This is a genomic window from Streptomyces sp. NPDC088116 (genome assembly GCF_044741745.1).
Classification (GTDB): domain Bacteria; phylum Actinomycetota; class Actinomycetes; order Streptomycetales; family Streptomycetaceae; genus Streptomyces.
In genome coordinates this window covers 142,511-157,175 of the sequence record NZ_JBIUTF010000005.1, presented here as the reverse complement: position 1 = coordinate 157,175, position 14,665 = coordinate 142,511, and the positions used below count along the sequence as shown (strand labels likewise).

The 14,665-nt window shown below is 71.3% G+C and carries 14 protein-coding genes; 8 read left to right on the top strand and 6 right to left on the bottom strand.

The annotated features are described in order from the left end of the window. Window positions 1–72 precede the first annotated feature (72 nt). The 8 genes from ACIOJD_RS21220 to ACIOJD_RS21185 all read left to right on the top strand — a co-directional run bounded on the left by ACIOJD_RS21220 (window position 73) and on the right by ACIOJD_RS21185 (window position 8,750). The gene (locus ACIOJD_RS21220) at window positions 73–165 is read left to right on the top strand and encodes a putative leader peptide (RefSeq protein WP_401915866.1); all 93 of its coding nucleotides are present in this window, start codon (window positions 73–75) and stop codon (window positions 163–165) included. A 322-nt stretch (window positions 166–487) separates the two neighbouring features. Beyond that, on the top strand, window positions 488–1,690 hold the full coding sequence (sfnG, locus tag ACIOJD_RS21215) for a dimethylsulfone monooxygenase SfnG (RefSeq protein ID WP_401917078.1): 1,203 nt from the start codon (window positions 488–490) through the stop codon (window positions 1,688–1,690). A gap of 98 nt (window positions 1,691–1,788) precedes the next feature. Further along, window positions 1,789–2,352: an NADPH-dependent FMN reductase gene (gene ssuE, locus ACIOJD_RS21210; RefSeq protein WP_401915864.1), complete on the top strand. Its 564-nt coding sequence runs from the start codon at window positions 1,789–1,791 to the stop codon at window positions 2,350–2,352. 1 nt (window position 2,353) lies between these two features. Beyond that, on the top strand, window positions 2,354–3,607 hold the full coding sequence (locus tag ACIOJD_RS21205) for an SfnB family sulfur acquisition oxidoreductase (RefSeq protein ID WP_401915861.1): 1,254 nt from the start codon (window positions 2,354–2,356) through the stop codon (window positions 3,605–3,607). A 49-nt stretch (window positions 3,608–3,656) separates the two neighbouring features. Beyond that, window positions 3,657–4,835, top strand: a complete 1,179-nt coding sequence (locus ACIOJD_RS21200; protein WP_401915859.1) for an LLM class flavin-dependent oxidoreductase — start codon at window positions 3,657–3,659, stop codon at window positions 4,833–4,835. 286 nt (window positions 4,836–5,121) lie between these two features. Then, window positions 5,122–5,976 carry a PP2C family protein-serine/threonine phosphatase gene (locus ACIOJD_RS21195; RefSeq protein WP_401915857.1) on the top strand — a complete coding sequence of 285 codons (855 nt, stop codon included), beginning with the start codon at window positions 5,122–5,124 and terminating at the stop codon, window positions 5,974–5,976. Window positions 5,977–6,130: 154 nt separating this feature from the next. Continuing rightward, a complete protein-coding gene (locus ACIOJD_RS21190) occupies window positions 6,131–7,105 on the top strand; it encodes an MASE1 domain-containing protein (protein WP_401917075.1) in 975 nt (324 codons plus the stop codon). 55 nt (window positions 7,106–7,160) lie between these two features. Then, a complete protein-coding gene (locus ACIOJD_RS21185) occupies window positions 7,161–8,750 on the top strand; it encodes an aldehyde dehydrogenase (NADP(+)) (protein WP_401915854.1) in 1,590 nt (529 codons plus the stop codon). 21 nt (window positions 8,751–8,771) lie between these two features. Here the strand turns inward: ACIOJD_RS21185 and ACIOJD_RS21180 are convergent, their stop codons facing one another. The 6 genes from ACIOJD_RS21180 to ACIOJD_RS21155 all read right to left on the bottom strand — a co-directional run bounded on the left by ACIOJD_RS21180 (window position 8,772) and on the right by ACIOJD_RS21155 (window position 14,574). Beyond that, window positions 8,772–9,710 carry a triphosphoribosyl-dephospho-CoA synthase gene (locus ACIOJD_RS21180; protein WP_401915852.1) on the bottom strand — a complete coding sequence of 313 codons (939 nt, stop codon included), beginning with the start codon at window positions 9,708–9,710 and terminating at the stop codon, window positions 8,772–8,774. An 83-nt stretch (window positions 9,711–9,793) separates the two neighbouring features. Next, window positions 9,794–10,585 carry a hypothetical protein gene (locus tag ACIOJD_RS21175; protein ID WP_401915849.1) on the bottom strand — a complete coding sequence of 264 codons (792 nt, stop codon included), beginning with the start codon at window positions 10,583–10,585 and terminating at the stop codon, window positions 9,794–9,796. Window positions 10,586–10,698: 113 nt separating this feature from the next. After that, window positions 10,699–11,760: a bile acid:sodium symporter family protein gene (locus ACIOJD_RS21170; protein ID WP_401915846.1), complete on the bottom strand. Its 1,062-nt coding sequence runs from the start codon at window positions 11,758–11,760 to the stop codon at window positions 10,699–10,701. 12 nt (window positions 11,761–11,772) lie between these two features. Next, a complete protein-coding gene (locus tag ACIOJD_RS21165) occupies window positions 11,773–12,168 on the bottom strand; it encodes a hypothetical protein (RefSeq protein ID WP_401915844.1) in 396 nt (131 codons plus the stop codon). Between the two features lie 318 nt (window positions 12,169–12,486). Further along, window positions 12,487–13,350, bottom strand: a complete 864-nt coding sequence (locus tag ACIOJD_RS21160) for an oxaloacetate decarboxylase (protein WP_401915842.1) — start codon at window positions 13,348–13,350, stop codon at window positions 12,487–12,489. Window positions 13,351–13,689: 339 nt separating this feature from the next. Next, window positions 13,690–14,574 carry a BTAD domain-containing putative transcriptional regulator gene (locus tag ACIOJD_RS21155; protein WP_401915839.1) on the bottom strand — a complete coding sequence of 295 codons (885 nt, stop codon included), beginning with the start codon at window positions 14,572–14,574 and terminating at the stop codon, window positions 13,690–13,692. Window positions 14,575–14,665: the final 91 nt, after the last annotated feature.

The following is a 14,665-nucleotide window of genomic DNA, read 5'->3' as shown; positions in this document are numbered from 1 at the left end:
CAAGGCGCTGTGAATCCTGTGAATCCAAGGCGCTGTCGAATATGCGGAGAGTGGAGAGGCGGTGACGTGTTGATGCGGGAACTGACCCGTCGGCGTCATGTCGATCTCGTACGCGTCTCCAGCGCCCTCTGTCGCACCGACGCCCTCTGCCGGCGAACGAGCTGAGTACGCTCGGGCCGAGCGTCGTCCCATGCGCCGAGCGCCGTCCCACGCGCCGGGCGCCGGTCCGGATCGCCGTAACCCCCCACGCCCGCCGGGGCGTCGGCCTGTGTGCCGGAAAAGATCCAAGGGACTTCCCCGGGTCTTCCGCACGGTGATTTCGCTCCCCTGATTCCCCCCCCGATTCCCCGGATTTCCTCGATCCCCGTTCCATGTCCGCGATCATTGATTTAACGAATTGTTCACGTTTCGCGTGGAGCGACGTGGCGAAATCAAGATCGCCGGGACCGGCTTCGCCCCGCCCGCTTTCGTACACCGGGAGTTCCCGATGTCCCTCCTGCCCGCTGCCGCCCCCGAGCCCCTGCGCTTCGCCTACTGGGTGCCCAATGTCAGTGGTGGTCTGGTCACCAGCACCATCGAACAGCGCACCGACTGGGGGTACGACTACAACCGCGAGCTGGCCGTCCTCGCCGAGAACAGCGGCTTCGACTACGCGCTGAGCCAGGTCCGCTACATGGCCAGTTACGGCGCCGAGTTCCAGCACGAGTCCACCGGCTTCAGCCTCGCCCTGCTGCTCGCGACCGAGCGGCTCAAGGTCATCGCCGCCGTCCACCCCGGGCTCTGGCACCCCGGTGTGCTGGCCAAGTTCGGCGCCACCGCCGATCAGCTGTCCAAGGGCCGGTTCGCGGTGAATGTCGTCAGCGGCTGGTTCAAGGGCGAGTTCACCGCGCTGGGAGAACCGTGGCTGGAACACGACGAGCGGTACCGGCGCTCGGAGGAGTTCATCCGCGCGCTGCGCTCCGTGTGGACCGAGGACCACGCCGAGCTGGCCGGGGACTTCTACCGGATCAGGGACTTCTCGCTGAAGCCCAAGCCGCTCAACACCCCCGAGCGTCCCCACCCGGAGATCTTCCAGGGCGGCAACTCCACCGCCGCCCGCGCGATGGCCGGCCGGGTCTCCGACTGGTACTTCAGCAACGGCAAGGACTTCGACGGGGTGACCGAGCAGATCGGTGACGTACGGGCAGCGGCGGCGGACGCGGGCCGCCGGGTCCGCTTCGGGCTCAACGGCTTCCTCATCGCCCGGGACACCGAGGCCGAGGCCCGTGACGTGCTGCGGGAGATCGTCGCGAAGGCGGACACCGAAGCGGTGCACGGGTTCGGCGACGCGGTGAAGCAGGCGGGGCGCTCGGCGGGCGACGGGAAGGGCATGTGGCAGGACTCGTCGTTCGAGGATCTCGTCCAGTACAACGACGGCTTCCGGACCGGGCTGATCGGTACACCGGAACAGATCGCCGAGCGGATCGTCGCGTACAAGCGGCTCGGTGTGGACCTGTTCCTCCTCGGCTTCCTGCACTACCTGGAGGAGGTCGAGTACTTCGGCAAGCGGGTGCTGCCGCTGGTCCGTGAGCTGGAGGCCCAACTGCCGGACGAGGAGCGGGTGTCCGGTCCGGGGTCCGGTCCGGTGTCCGGGCCGGGGTTCGAGCCGGGGCCCGGTCCGGTGTCCGGTCCGGTGTCCCTACGGTCCTGAACTCCGCCCCCTTTCTTTTTGTCGCTCTTGTCCGCCCTTTCCCGTCCGGTGCCCAACCGTACGGGGCAGGACGGCCCGCCACCCCGAGGTGATTCCGTATGGCCACGATCCTTTCCGTCTCCGGCAGTCCGTCCCCGACTTCCCGTACGGGCCGGCTGCTCCGCCACCTGGACCGCCGGCTCGTCGCCCAGGGCCACCGGGTGGTGCCGTTCGACGTCCGTACGCTGCCCGCCGAAGCCCTGCTCGGGGCCGACTTCGGACATCCCGCGATCGTCGAGGCCCGGCGGCTGTTCGACGAGGCCGACGGTGTGGTCGTCGGAACGCCCGTCTACAAGGCCGCCTATTCGGGGCTCCTCAAGTCCCTGCTGGACCTGCTGCCGCAGTACGCGCTGGCGGGCAAGACCGTCCTGCCGCTGGCGACCGGCGGGTCCACCGCGCATGTCCTGGCCATCGACTACGCGCTGCGGCCGGTGCTCTCCTCCATGGGCGCGGCCCATATCGTGCAGGGCTGGTTCGTCCTGGACCGGCACATCACCGTGCGGGAGGAGGACGGGGAAGTCGCGGTCGATCCGGCCGTGCGGGAGGCGCTCGACCAGGTGGTCGACCAGTTCTCGCTGGCGCTGGCACCCGTCCACCGGCCGGCCACGGCCGTGGCGGCCTGACGTGTCCGATCAGCTGCCCGCCCAGGCGCCCGCCGGCGCGCCGGCCCATGTGATCGCCGACGCGTCCGAGGCGCTCGCGGTCGCCGCCGAGCTGGCCGCGGCCTTCCGGGCGGGGGCCGCGCGGCGGGACGCGGAGCGGGAGCTGCCGCGCGCCGAACTCGACCGGCTGTCGCGCAGCGGCCTGCTCGGAATCACCGTGCCCCGCGAACACGGCGGCGCGGACGTCTGTGCCCGTACGCTCGCCGAGGTCGTCCGGCTGCTGGCGACCGGCGACGCCAGCCTGGCGCAGATCCCGCAGAGCCACTTCGTGTACGTGAACGTGCTGCGCAGGCAGGGCACGGCCGGGCAGCGGACGTTCTTCTTCGGCGAGGTCCTGGCGGGGCGGCGCTTCGGCAACGCCCAGTCGGAGAAGGGCACCAAGCATGTGCAGGACATCCGGACCGCTTTGAGCGCCGGGCCGGACACGTCGTCGTACCTGCTCAACGGTGAGAAGCACTACTCCACCGGCGCGCTGTTCGCCGACTGGATCCCCGTCCTGGCGCGGGCCGGTGACCGGGCGGGCGCCCTGCGCGCGGACGCCCTGCACGTCGCGTACGTACCGAGTCACGCGCCGGGCGTGACGGTCGTGGACGACTGGGACGGCATGGGGCAGCGCACCACCGCGAGCGGAACCGTGCGGCTGGCCGGTGTGGTGGTACCCGCCGACCGTGTGGTGCCGCACCACCTCACCTTCGAGGGGCCCCAACTGCACGGCGCGATGGCCCAATTGCTGCACGCGGCCATCGACGCGGGCCTCGCGTCCGCCGCGCTGGCGGAGGCGGCGGACTTCGTGACGACGAAGAGCCGGCCCTGGTTCGAGAGCGTCGGGGACGGATACGAGACCGCGGCCGAGGACCCGCTGCTCGTCCAGCGGTTCGGCGAACTGTCCTTGCGGGTACGGGCGTCGGACGCGCTGCTCGCCGCGGCCGCGGACGCCGTGGACGCGGCCTCCGCCGATCTCACCGACGACACCGCCGCCGAGGCGTCGATCGCCGTGGCCGCCGCGAAGGTGCACGCGGCGACGGCGGCGGTGGAGACGGGCAGCGCGCTGTTCGAGGTGGCGGGGACGCGCGCGGCCCTGGACGGCCTCAACCTGCACCGGTACTGGCGCGACGCCCGGACGCACACCCTGCACGATCCGGTCCGCTGGAAGGTGCAGCACATCGGCCGTTACGTGCTGAGCGGTACGCGGCCACCGCGCCACGGCCTGCTCTGACCATCGCCGTCCATCCCTCAGGTCCCCCGTTTCCTGTCTGGAGAGTTCCGTGAGCCTCACCTTCCACTGGTTCCTGCCCACCTACGGCGACAGCCGCCATGTCATCGGCGGCGGGCACGGTGTGCCGGCCGGCGGCGCCGGGGCGGCCGGCGGGCAGCGCCCCGCCGATCTCGGCTACCTCGCGCAGATCGGCCGGGCGGCCGAGCAACTGGGGTTCGAGGGCGCGCTCACCCCCACCGGGGCCTGGTGCGAGGACGCCTGGCTCACCACCGCCATGCTGGCGCGCGAGACCGAGCGGCTGAAGTTCCTGGTCGCCTTCAGGCCCGGATTCGTGTCGCCGACACTGGCCGCCCAGATGGCCGCCACGTTCCAGCGCCACGCGCCGGGGCGGCTGCTGCTCAATGTGGTGACCGGCGGTGAGAGCCACGAGCAGCGCGCGTACGGCGACTTCCTGGACAAGAAGGCCCGCTACGCGCGCACCGGTGAGTTCCTCTCCATCGTGCGCGACCTGTGGCGGGGCGAATCGGTGACGTTGCGCGGCGAGCACCTGCGGGTCGAGGAGGCGCGGCTGGCCCGGGTGCCCGACCCGGTGCCGCCGGTGTACTTCGGCGGCTCCTCCCCGGAAGCCGGGGAGGTCGCGGCCCGGTACAGCGATGTCTATCTGACCTGGGGCGAGCCGCCGTCGCAGGTCGCCGAGAAGATCGACTGGATACGTGGCCTGGCGGCGGCCCAGGGCCGGACTGTACGGTTCGGCATCCGGCTGCATGTGATCAGCAGGGACACCGCCGACCAGGCGTGGGCGGAGGCGCGGCGGCTGCTGGACGGTTTCTCCGAGGAAGCCGTACGGGCGGTGCAGGCGGGCCTGGCGCGCAGCGAGTCGGTGGGCCAGCAGCGGATGCTGGCGCTGCACGGGGGATCGGCGGACGGCCTGGAGATCTCACCGAACCTCTGGGCCGGTATCGGGCTGGTGCGTGGCGGCGCGGGCACGGCCCTGGTGGGCAGCCACACCGAAGTGGCCGAACGTATCGCGGAGTACCACCGGCTGGGGATCGACGAGTTCGTCATGTCCGGTCACCCCCATGTGGAGGAGGCCTACTGGTTCGGCGAGGGGGTGCTGCCCCGGCTGGCCGAGGCGGGCCTGTGGAAACACCCGGCGGCGGGGGCGCCGGGCGACCGGCCGGGGATCGCGGAGGCCTCCGTACCGTTCGCGGCGGAGGTACGGCGCTGAGGCTTCGCCGGTACGACGCTGAAGCATCGGCGCGGGTCCCGTTCCCGGCAGGGGAGCAGCCCGCGTGCGTTGCTCCCCTGCCGATGCAGCCCGCCTGGGCTGCTCCCCTGCCGGAGCCGTCGCGTGCGCTGCTCCCACCCGGCGGAAGTCGCGCGGCGGAAATACGATGGGTGCGGGGCCCTGGGGCCTGTCCGACCGGACAGGGCCCGGCGAAGGGGCCCCGGCCTTGTCCGTTGCGGGGAAGAACTCACAGCGGTCCGTGAACGGATGTACCTCGGAGCGGTGCATGACCCGGCGTCGTCCCACCCGGTCGGTGAGCGCCGACGACCTGCTGACCACGCTCGGGCGGCTCACCGCCCAGGCGCGGCAGGGGGCAGAGCTTCAGCATGCCCGGGTGGAACTGGCCGAGGCGTTGCAGCGAGAGATGCTCCCTGCCGTGCTGCCCGCCCTGCCGGGGCTGTCGACCGCGGCCCGGTACATGCCCGCGCGGGACGGTCTGGACATCGGCGGTGACTGGTACGACGGGTTCGTGCTGCCGGACGGGGCGCTCGGGTTCTCCGTCGGTGATGTGCAGGGGCACGATGTCGAGGCGGCCGCCTTCATGGGCCAGGTACGCATCGGCCTGCGGGCCGCCGCGGCGGTGGCGCTCGACCCGGGTGAGGCGCTGAGCCGGGCGAACGATCTGCTGCTGTCGGCGGACTCCAGTCTCTTCGCGACCTGCACGTTCCTCCGCTTCGACCCGGTCACCTGGGAGCTGGAGAGCGCTCGGGCCGGTCATGTGCCCGCCGTGTGGGCCACGGCCGACGGCCGGGCCGGTATCGCCGAGGACGAGGGCGGGCTGCCGCTGGGCATCGCGCCGGGGGAGAAGTACCCGGTGACACGGCGCCGACTGGCCCCGGCGGGGGCTTTCGTCCTGCTCACGGACGGTGTCGTGGAGGGCCCGTCCTTCCCGATCGAGGAGGGGCTGGCGCGGGTGGCCCGGCTGGTCGGCGCGGGTGCGGGCGCCGATGCCGGGCGGCTGGCCGCCGCCGTGCTGGAGGTGGCCGAGCTGACCGGGCACTCCGACGACGCCGCCGTACTCGTCCTGCGCCATGACGCGGCACCGGACCGGCGCGCGGCGCGCGGCGCGGACCTGGACTGAGACGGACCGGCCGAGCCGCCCCCGCTCGGGTGTACGGGGCCGCACGCGACGCCACCGTACGGGCCGGAAAGCCGGGCGGTCCCGGGTGACGCCCGTGCGTCGGCCGTGCGTGTCACGGCCGACCCGGGCGGCGGGGCGTTGTCTGATGGCTCCTGTGGTGCGCACCGAGGAAGTCCGACATCTGTCCGTAGCGGCTCTCCGGATCCTCTGTGTCGCCGCCGTCTACTTCGCGTCCGGACGGCTCGGCCTGCTGAGGCGGGTCGCCATCGAGGGCGCGGTCGTCACGCCTCTCTGGCCACCCACCGGTGTCGCCCTGAGCGCGCTGCTCCTGCTGGGCCTCGGGATCTGGCCGGGGATCGCCCTGGGCACCCTGCTGGTCGTCGTGACGATCACCTCGTTCCACGCCACCGATGTCGTGATCATCGCGGGGAACACCCTCGCTCCCGTCTGCGCGTACCTGATGCTCCGGCGGGTGGGCTTCCGTACGGAGCTGGACCGGCTCCGGGACGGGGCGGCGCTGGTGTTCCTCGGCGCCCTGGCCGGGATGCTGATCAGCGCCACGGTGGGGTCCGGTGTGCTGCTGCTCAGCGGCAGGCTGCCGGCGAGCGGATTCTGGTCGACCTGGCTGGCGTGGTGGACGGGTGACGCGATGGGCGTGCTGCTGGTCACGCCGATGCTGCTCGTGCTGCGCCGGGCCCGGCTGTCCCGGGTCACCGGCCGGTGGACAGAGGCGGCGGCGCTGCTGGTCACGGCGGTGGTGATCCTCCCGCTGGCCACCAGGAGCACCGTCCCCCTGCTCTTCCTCGTCTTCCCGCTGCTGATCTGGTCGGCCTTGCGGTTCCAGCTCGCCGGGGCGGTGCCGTGCGCCCTGTTCATGTCCGTACTGACGATCGGGGCGGCGGTCGAACACGTCGGCCCGTACGCGGAACGCGACCTCATCGCGGTGATGATCTCCCTCCAGGCCCTCAACGGGTCGGCCGCGCTGACCGCCCTGCTGCTGTCGGCGATCGTCACCGAGCAGAACAACGTCCGGCTGAAGATCGAGCAGGCGTGCATGGAACTGGCGGAAGTGGTGGAGCGCCTCGCGCCGGGGGAGTCGGCGAACCGGTGGCCGAGTCAAGGCCCGTGAGCCGCCGCCGGAGCAGCCCCCCGTGCCCCCACCCCGTAGGCAAAGGAAACGCCCCATGCCCCTGACGTCCCTGACCGGAGCGATGTTCCTCGGCTCCGAACGGCGTACCGGCGCGGGTCCGGCGCTCAGCTCGGTCGATCCCCGTACGGACACGGTGCTGGAGCCCGCGTACGGCTCCGCCACCCCCGACGACATCGCCCGCGCTTGTGAACTGGCCGAGCGGGCGGCCGTGGCGTACCGGGCCACCTCGCCCGAGCGGCGCGCGACCTTTCTGGAGCGGGTCGCGGACCACATCGAGGACATCCGCGAGGAGCTGATCACCAGGGCGGTCACCGAGACCGGCCTGACGGCCGGCCGTATCCGGGCCGAACGGGAGCGTACGACGGGCCAGTTGAGGCTCTTCGCGACGGAGGTACGGGACGGGGCATGGGCGCAGGTGCGTATCGACCGCGCGCTGCGCGACCGTACCCCGCTGCCCCGGCCGGACCTCAGGCAGCGTCACCTGGGAATCGGTCCGGTGGCCGTGTTCGGCGCGGGCAACCTCCCGCTCGCCTTCTCGGTGGCGGGGAGCGACACCGCCTCCGCGCTCGCCGCCGGCTGCCCGGTCGTGGTCAAGGGCCACAGCGCCCACCTCGGTACGGCGGAACTCGTCGGCTCCGCCGTCGCCGCCGCCGTCCGCCGGAGCGAACTGCCTCAGGGTGTCTTCTCGTTGCTCTTCGGTCCCGGTACGCGGACGGGCCGGGCGCTCGTCGCCGATCCGCGGATCCAGGCGGTCGGCTTCACCGGCTCGCGGGCGGGCGCGACGGCGCTGACGCGGACGGCCGCCGACCGGCACGTACCGATCCCGGTGTACGCGGTGACGGGAGGCGTCAACCCGGTGTTCCTGCTGCCCGGCGCCCTGCGCGACCGGTCCGCCGTACTTGTACGCGGTTTCACCGAGGCGCTGACGCGGGACGCCGGCCAGCTCCGTACCAAACCGGGCCTGCTGGTGGCTGTCGACGGGCTGGAACTGGCCGAGTTCCTGACCTCGGCCGCCGCCGTGCTGGCGTCGGACACCGGCCGGACCATGCTGAGCCGCGCCGTCCGCGAGGCCTACGACCGGGACACGGCGGCGCTCGCGGCGGTCGAGGGCGTACGGGAGATCGTCGCGGGGCAGCCCGGCGAGGGCGCCAACACGTGTGTGGCCAGGCTGTTCACGGCCCCGGCCGAGGTGTTCCTGGCCGAACCCGCGCTCCAGGACGGGGTGTTCGGTGCCGCGGCGACGGTGGTGACCTGCCGGAACGTGGACCAGCTCGGAGAGGTCGCGCACGCGGTGCGCGGCCAGTTGACCGCGACGGTGCACCACGGCCCGGGGGACGCCGACACGGCCCGCGCCCTGCTCCCGGTTCTGGAGACCAGGGCCGGCCGCGTCCTGTACGACGGCTGGCCCACGGGCGTCGAGGTCGGCCACGCCATGGTGCACGGCGGCCCCTGCCCGGCCGCCTCGGACCCCCGCTCCACCGCTGTCGGCACCCTCGCCATGCGGCGCTTCCTGCGCCCGGTCTGCTACCAGGACGTCCCCGCCGACCTGCTGCCCGCGGTCCTGGACGACGAGAATCCGTACGGTCTGCGCCGCCGCCTGGACGGCGCACGCGAGCCACGCTGAGCGGCGCCGCCGGGCCGTCCGCTACGGGGCGGTCCGCTGCTGAAGGACCGAGGGCGGGCGGCCAGGGCCAGCCTTCGGGCGGCCAGGGCCGGCCTTCTTTTCCCGTACCGGGACTCCCGTGTGGTGGGCATCCCGGTACAGGAACGTCGGCGTACGGCACTTCAGGGAGTCCAGGAACAGCGCGCCGGCCAGGAGGTGGGCGCTGCCTCTCGGGTGGAGGTTCCGCGTGCGCAGCTGTACGTCCAGGGCGCGCAGCGCCCGCGCGCCCCGGGGGGTGTCCGTGCCGCCCTCGTCCAGGACCGCGCGTGCGCCGGCTTGTACCTGGCGTAACCCCCGCGGGCCCGCCGCGTGAAGGACGCCGGTGTCCTGCAACGTGCACATCACCGTCAGCAGCGCGTCGAGCCGTGCTTGCGGTTCGCGGGCTCCGGCCTGCCGCGCCGTCTTGAGCGCCGCCAACGCCCGCCGTACGTGCGGGAATCCGGCGCGCGCCTCGCCCCGCGCCCCCGCCGCGCCGTACCGGGACGCCATCGAGCCTCCGGGGGACGGTTCGCGGGGCGCCGACCGGTCCGGGAAGGCCGCGATCCGCCGTGCGGCGGCGGGCAGTTCGTCCGGTTCCGCGCCCGGCTCCAGGGCGGCGGACGCCACCAGCAGGCCCAGTGGCCATACGGCGCCGTGGTGCAGGGCGGTTCCGGCGTTCGCGCGTGCCATGGACCGCTCGGTGGAGCGGCCGATCCAGCCGAGTTCCTCGCGCAGCCCGCGGCCGGCGCCGCCGTCCGTGCGCCGGGCGGCGGCCGCCATGGCCGCGAGGCCGGGGGCCAGCGAACGCGCGGACCAGCGCAGGGCGCCGAAGTCCGCCTCGCGGGTGTCCGGGAGGCCGGGCTTGGGGGTGAGTTCGGCCTCGGCCAGCAGGGCGTCCGTCGCCGCCCGTGCCAGCGCCTCGTCCGCGTCATTCGCTGTCATGAACGGGACTGTAGGGAGCGAGTCTGGGTGGGACCCGGTCCTGACCTGTCAGAAACCTGTGAGGCGGTGAGAGCGGGGACGGTTCAGTGGTGGACGGGGGACGGGAACGCGGTCGTCGTGGGGCTGAAGTACGCCTGATAGGGGTCTTCCGGGTGGCGGCGGTGACGCCCGGGGTGGCCCGGGTGGTTGGAGGAGCTGATGTGACTGATGCGCCCGGTGTCGGTGGACGGAGTGTGGGAGGTGAGCCGTCCGTCGTCGGCGAGAGCCTGTACGCGCAGCAGCAGCGCCCGCAGTTCCAGGCCCAGTTCGGCGGCCACGGTCTGGAGGTCGAGGCCCGACTTCCAGCTCCACAGCAGCACCGAGTCCATGCTGGACGACCAGGCCACCGTGTCCTCCACGGCGGGTGCCATGGAGGACAGGGGGGCGGCCGGTGCCATCGGAGCGGCCGGTGTCATCGGCATCGTCGAAGCCGTCTGCGAGGGGAGCACGGCGGACGCGGTCAGATCCTGCGGTGGCGTCTCCGGCGGCGGAGGAACCGTTTCGCTTCTTGGATGCGGCAGATGGACTTCCATCACCGTGGTGTCGGCGAACGAGTCGAGCGGTACCTGCGGGACGCGCAGCAGTTCCTCGGCGACGGTACGGGCGTCGTCCCTGCCCACCGTGCGCCGCGCCACGCGCACTTCGCGCTCGTTCAGGCCCAGCAGATTCGCGACCGTACCGTCGTCGCCGACGGTGACGGCGAAAGCCGCGAGCGTTCTGCTCCGCCCCGCCTGCGCCTCGTCGAGTACCGCCTGCGCCTCGCGCACCTGATCATCGCTGGCGCAGAAAGCCTCGGCGAGCACAGTGTTCCGTTCCCAGAATTCACGTGGATCCACGAACGTAACAACGTTCAACTTACCGAGGGGAACGCGTCGACCGCCCTATTGCACCCAAATAGACCAACAGCGTTAAAAGGGACAAGCTTCCTAAGTTTCGCATGTCGATAACATCAACCGACCTTCTCCTGAGCCGCGGGCATCGCGGACGAGGGGACGGACTCCGCGGCGTCCGGCGGCCGGTGCTCACACGGTCGCTCGCGCGACCACCTGCCCGCGATGACCGCGCACACCATCAACTGCAGCTGGTGGTACACCATCAGCGGCAGGATCACCGGCCCCGCCGCCGCCCCGAACAGCACCGCGGCCATGGGCAGTCCCGTCGCGAGGCTCTTGTTCGAGCCGCAGAAGACGAGGGTGATGCGGTCCTCCCGGCTGAACCCCAGGCGCCGCGCGGTGAGCGAGGTCGTGGCGAGAGCCAGCGCCAGCAGCGCCGCGGCCAGGCTCAGCAGTCCGATCAGCCGGACCGGCGTGACCTGCCGCCAGATGCCCTCGGCCATGCCCCTGCTGAACGCCGTATAGACGACAAGAAGGATCGAGGACCGGTCCAGGAGGCCGAGCGCTCTCTTGTGGCGGCCGATGAAGCCCCCGATCCAGCGGCGCAGCACCTGCCCCGAGAGGAAGGGGATCAGCAACTGCGTGGCGATGGACAGCAGGCCGTCGGCCGAGAAGCTGACGGTGGAGCCGATCAGCCAGGCCGCGAGCAGCGGGGTCGCGACCATGCCGGCCAGGCTGGAGTACGTCCCGGCGCAGATGGCGGCCGGGACATTGCCACGGGCGGTGGAGGTGAGGGCGATCGACGACTGGATGGTCGAGGGCACGACGCAGAGGAAGAGGAGGCCGGTGTAGAGCTGATCGGTGATCAGGAACGGTACGAGACCGCCCATGGCCAGCCCGATCACCGGGAAGAGCGCGAACGTGCTCGCGCCCACCACGAGGTGGAGCTTCCACTGCCGCAGGCCGTCGACCGCCTCCCGGGTGGAGAGCCGGGCGCCATAGAGGAAGAAGAGCAGGCCGATGGCGATGTCGGCGGTGGTCCCGACGGCCGCGGCCGCCCGGCCGGTGGCCGGCAGCAGCGTCGCCAGTACGACCGTGCCGAGGAGGGCGGCGACGTAGGGGTCGACCGCCCTCCTCACACGGCCCGGCCAGGAGATCAGCCAGGGCGTTGACGTCACGTTGTAATCACCTTATTCACCGTTCTCGCCCTGCCATGGCGGGTGGCCGAGCTGCGGGAGCCACCCGAGCGGGGACGAACTCTGGCAGGAGCAGGGCTGGGGGCCGGTGCCGGGCCGGCCGTCGGAATCGGGGCCGGTGCCCGGCTGGGTTCCGGTGCCCGGCCGGGAGGAGCCCCCCATGTGTACGTCGATGGCGCCGCCGCCCCCGTCGTGGTCGCTGCCCGCCGTACCCCTGCTGTTGATCAGGGTGTTGAGTGTGCGGTCGATCTCCAGCCAGGAGTCCGCGTACGAGTTGTCGATCACCAGGAGGCCACGGTTGCCGCCGGTGACGTTGCCCGACTCGTCGTCGTCCTCGTCGTCGTCCTCCTCGGCCACGGGTGGGGTGGCCGTGCTGACGGGGGTGGCCACAGGGGCAGTTGGGGCCGGAGCCGCCGGAGCGGCCTGAGAAGTGGGGGCAGTGGGGGCAGTTGAGGCGGCCGGAGCGGTCTGAGAGGCCGGAGCGGCCGGAGTTTCCGCGGTGTCCGGGGAGGCAGGGGAGGCCGGGGCCGGCTCCGTCGCCTGTGCGGCACCGGCACCCGCGCCGGTGCCGCACAGTACGCTCGCGGTCGCCGCGACGAGAATTCCCGTCGCGGACGCCCGCATGGAACGCGCCCCTTTTCCGGGACTCCTGTGCCGGCCTGTGCCGGACCGGAAAAGAGATGTCGACACGAGAGAGGAACCCCGCCGTCAGACCGAGACCGGGAGCCGGCTTCCGTGGTGTCTGCTGATGTTCTTCTCCAGGAGTTCCGTGGAACCCTTGACCCCGACGGATCCGGTCTCGCGGGTGTCCGGCAGCCGTCCGTCGGCCATTTTCAGATCGACCAGCGCGCCGTCGATCGCGCCGTGCGCGGCGAAAAGACACGGCGTGCTGTAGATGGCGACATCGACGCCCAACTCCGAGAGTTCGGAGAGGGAGAGCCTCGGTGACTTCCCGCCCGCGATCTGGTTGAACAGCAGAGGCTTGTCGCCGACGACCGAACGGATCTTACGGATCCATTCCACGCTCCGGACCCCGTCGACGAGGATGACATCCGCGTCGGTCTCCGCCAGCGCCTCGGCCCGCCGTACGATCTCCGACTCCTCCGTGGCGTCCGTACGCGCCACCACGAGCATGTCCTCCCTGCTGCTGAGCACCAGATTGAGCTTGTCCAGGTACTCCTCCAGCGGCAGGATCAGCTTGCCGTCGGCGTGCCCGCACCGGCGGGGCCGCTTCTGGTCCTCCAGGATCACGCCCGAGGCCCCGGCGCGCTCCAGCCGCTGTACGACGTGGCAGGCGACCTCGGGGTCCACATAGCCGTCGTCGATGTCCACGAGCAGGTGGTGCTGGGGGAAGGCCAGCCGCAGCCGTTCGACGAAGGCGACCATGTCCGGCCAGGCGATGAACCCGATGTCGGGGAGTCCGTAATGGGAAGCCGCGAATCCGAAGCCGGAGACGAAGAATCCGTTGTAGTGCTGGGCCGCGATGGAGGCCGAGTACATGTCGTAAATGCCGATGAGCGGGGTCGTACGAGGAGATTCAACCGCTTCACGCAGGGCAGGGCCGTAGCGCATGGTTTCTCTTTCAATAAAGAACCCGCCCGGTCGGTCATCCGGTTACCCGGTCATCCGGTCGCGAGTTCAGGCGACGTGCTGACGGGGCAAACCTTTACAGGAAACCAAGACTTCGTAAAACGACACACCGTGTCGTTCCCCGAACGGGCAAAATCCCTGCCGCTTGTTGATAGGTGAGAAATACCTATGGGATGAAGAATTCCCCGGAAGGGAAATCGTCCCGGATCCCGCGTCGGCGGTCGATCGACGCGGGACCCGGTCGATCGGGCCGGTCGATCGGCCCGATCGACCCGCCGGTCGCCCACCGGCTCTCACGAGCGGGTGAGCGACGGCCGGACCTCAGAAGTGCCGAGCCGGCTGCTCCCGGCAGATGCCCCGTTCGCCGCACTCCTCCCGCAGGGTGGACAGGACCATCAACTGCGGGTCCTGGAGCAGCAGTCGGGCCTGGAGCGAGCGCAGGCTCGGGCCCGGCTCCACGCCCATCTCCTCGACGACCCGGCCGCGGTGGTCGGCGTACAGCTTCAGTGCCTCGTTGCCGCGGTCCGACCGGTAGAGCGCGAGCATCAGCAGCCATACGAACCGCTCCCGCAACGGGTACTTGTGGACCGCGTAGTGCAGGTACGGCACGGCGTTACGGTGCCTGCCCAGCTCCAGTTCCAGCTCGGCACGCACCTCCATGTCCGCCAGGAAACGCTCCTGCCGGTACAGCCGTTCCCGCTCCAGCATCGGCCCGTCGAGCCCTTCGACGAGCGGTCCCGTCGACATGACGCGCGCCTTCTCCAGCAGCTCCGCCGCTTCCAGGATCTCCCCTTCGTGGGCCGCGGCGATGCCGGCCGACGCCAGCCGTTCGTACAGGTACAGATCGACCTCGGCGGTCCCGGTGTTCAGCAGGTAGCCGCCGCCCGACCACTCCAGTGAGATGCCCCCGTCGTTCGGCTCCTCGGCCGTCAGCAGACCACGGAGGCTCGAGATGGACTTCTGGATCAGATTCTTCGCGTACGCCGGATAGTCCTCGCCCCAGAGGGCGTCGATCAGCTGGTCGACGCCTGTCTCGATGCCTGGCCTGAGCAACAGCATGGCCAGCAGGGCCCGCTGTTTCGGCGGGCCCAGTTCGAGCGCCACGCCCCCCTGGGTGACCTGAAGTGGACCGAAGAGGCGGAAGCGCCACTTCGACGGATCTCCTTGGGGCTCGGAGCCGCGTTCTCGCAGTAACACGCCGGACATAAAACCCCCGTTAATCGTCCGAATAACAGCAACACCATAGGCACTACTGGCCGGTTATTGCCGGTCATCAGGTGGCCGAGAGATAGGTCAC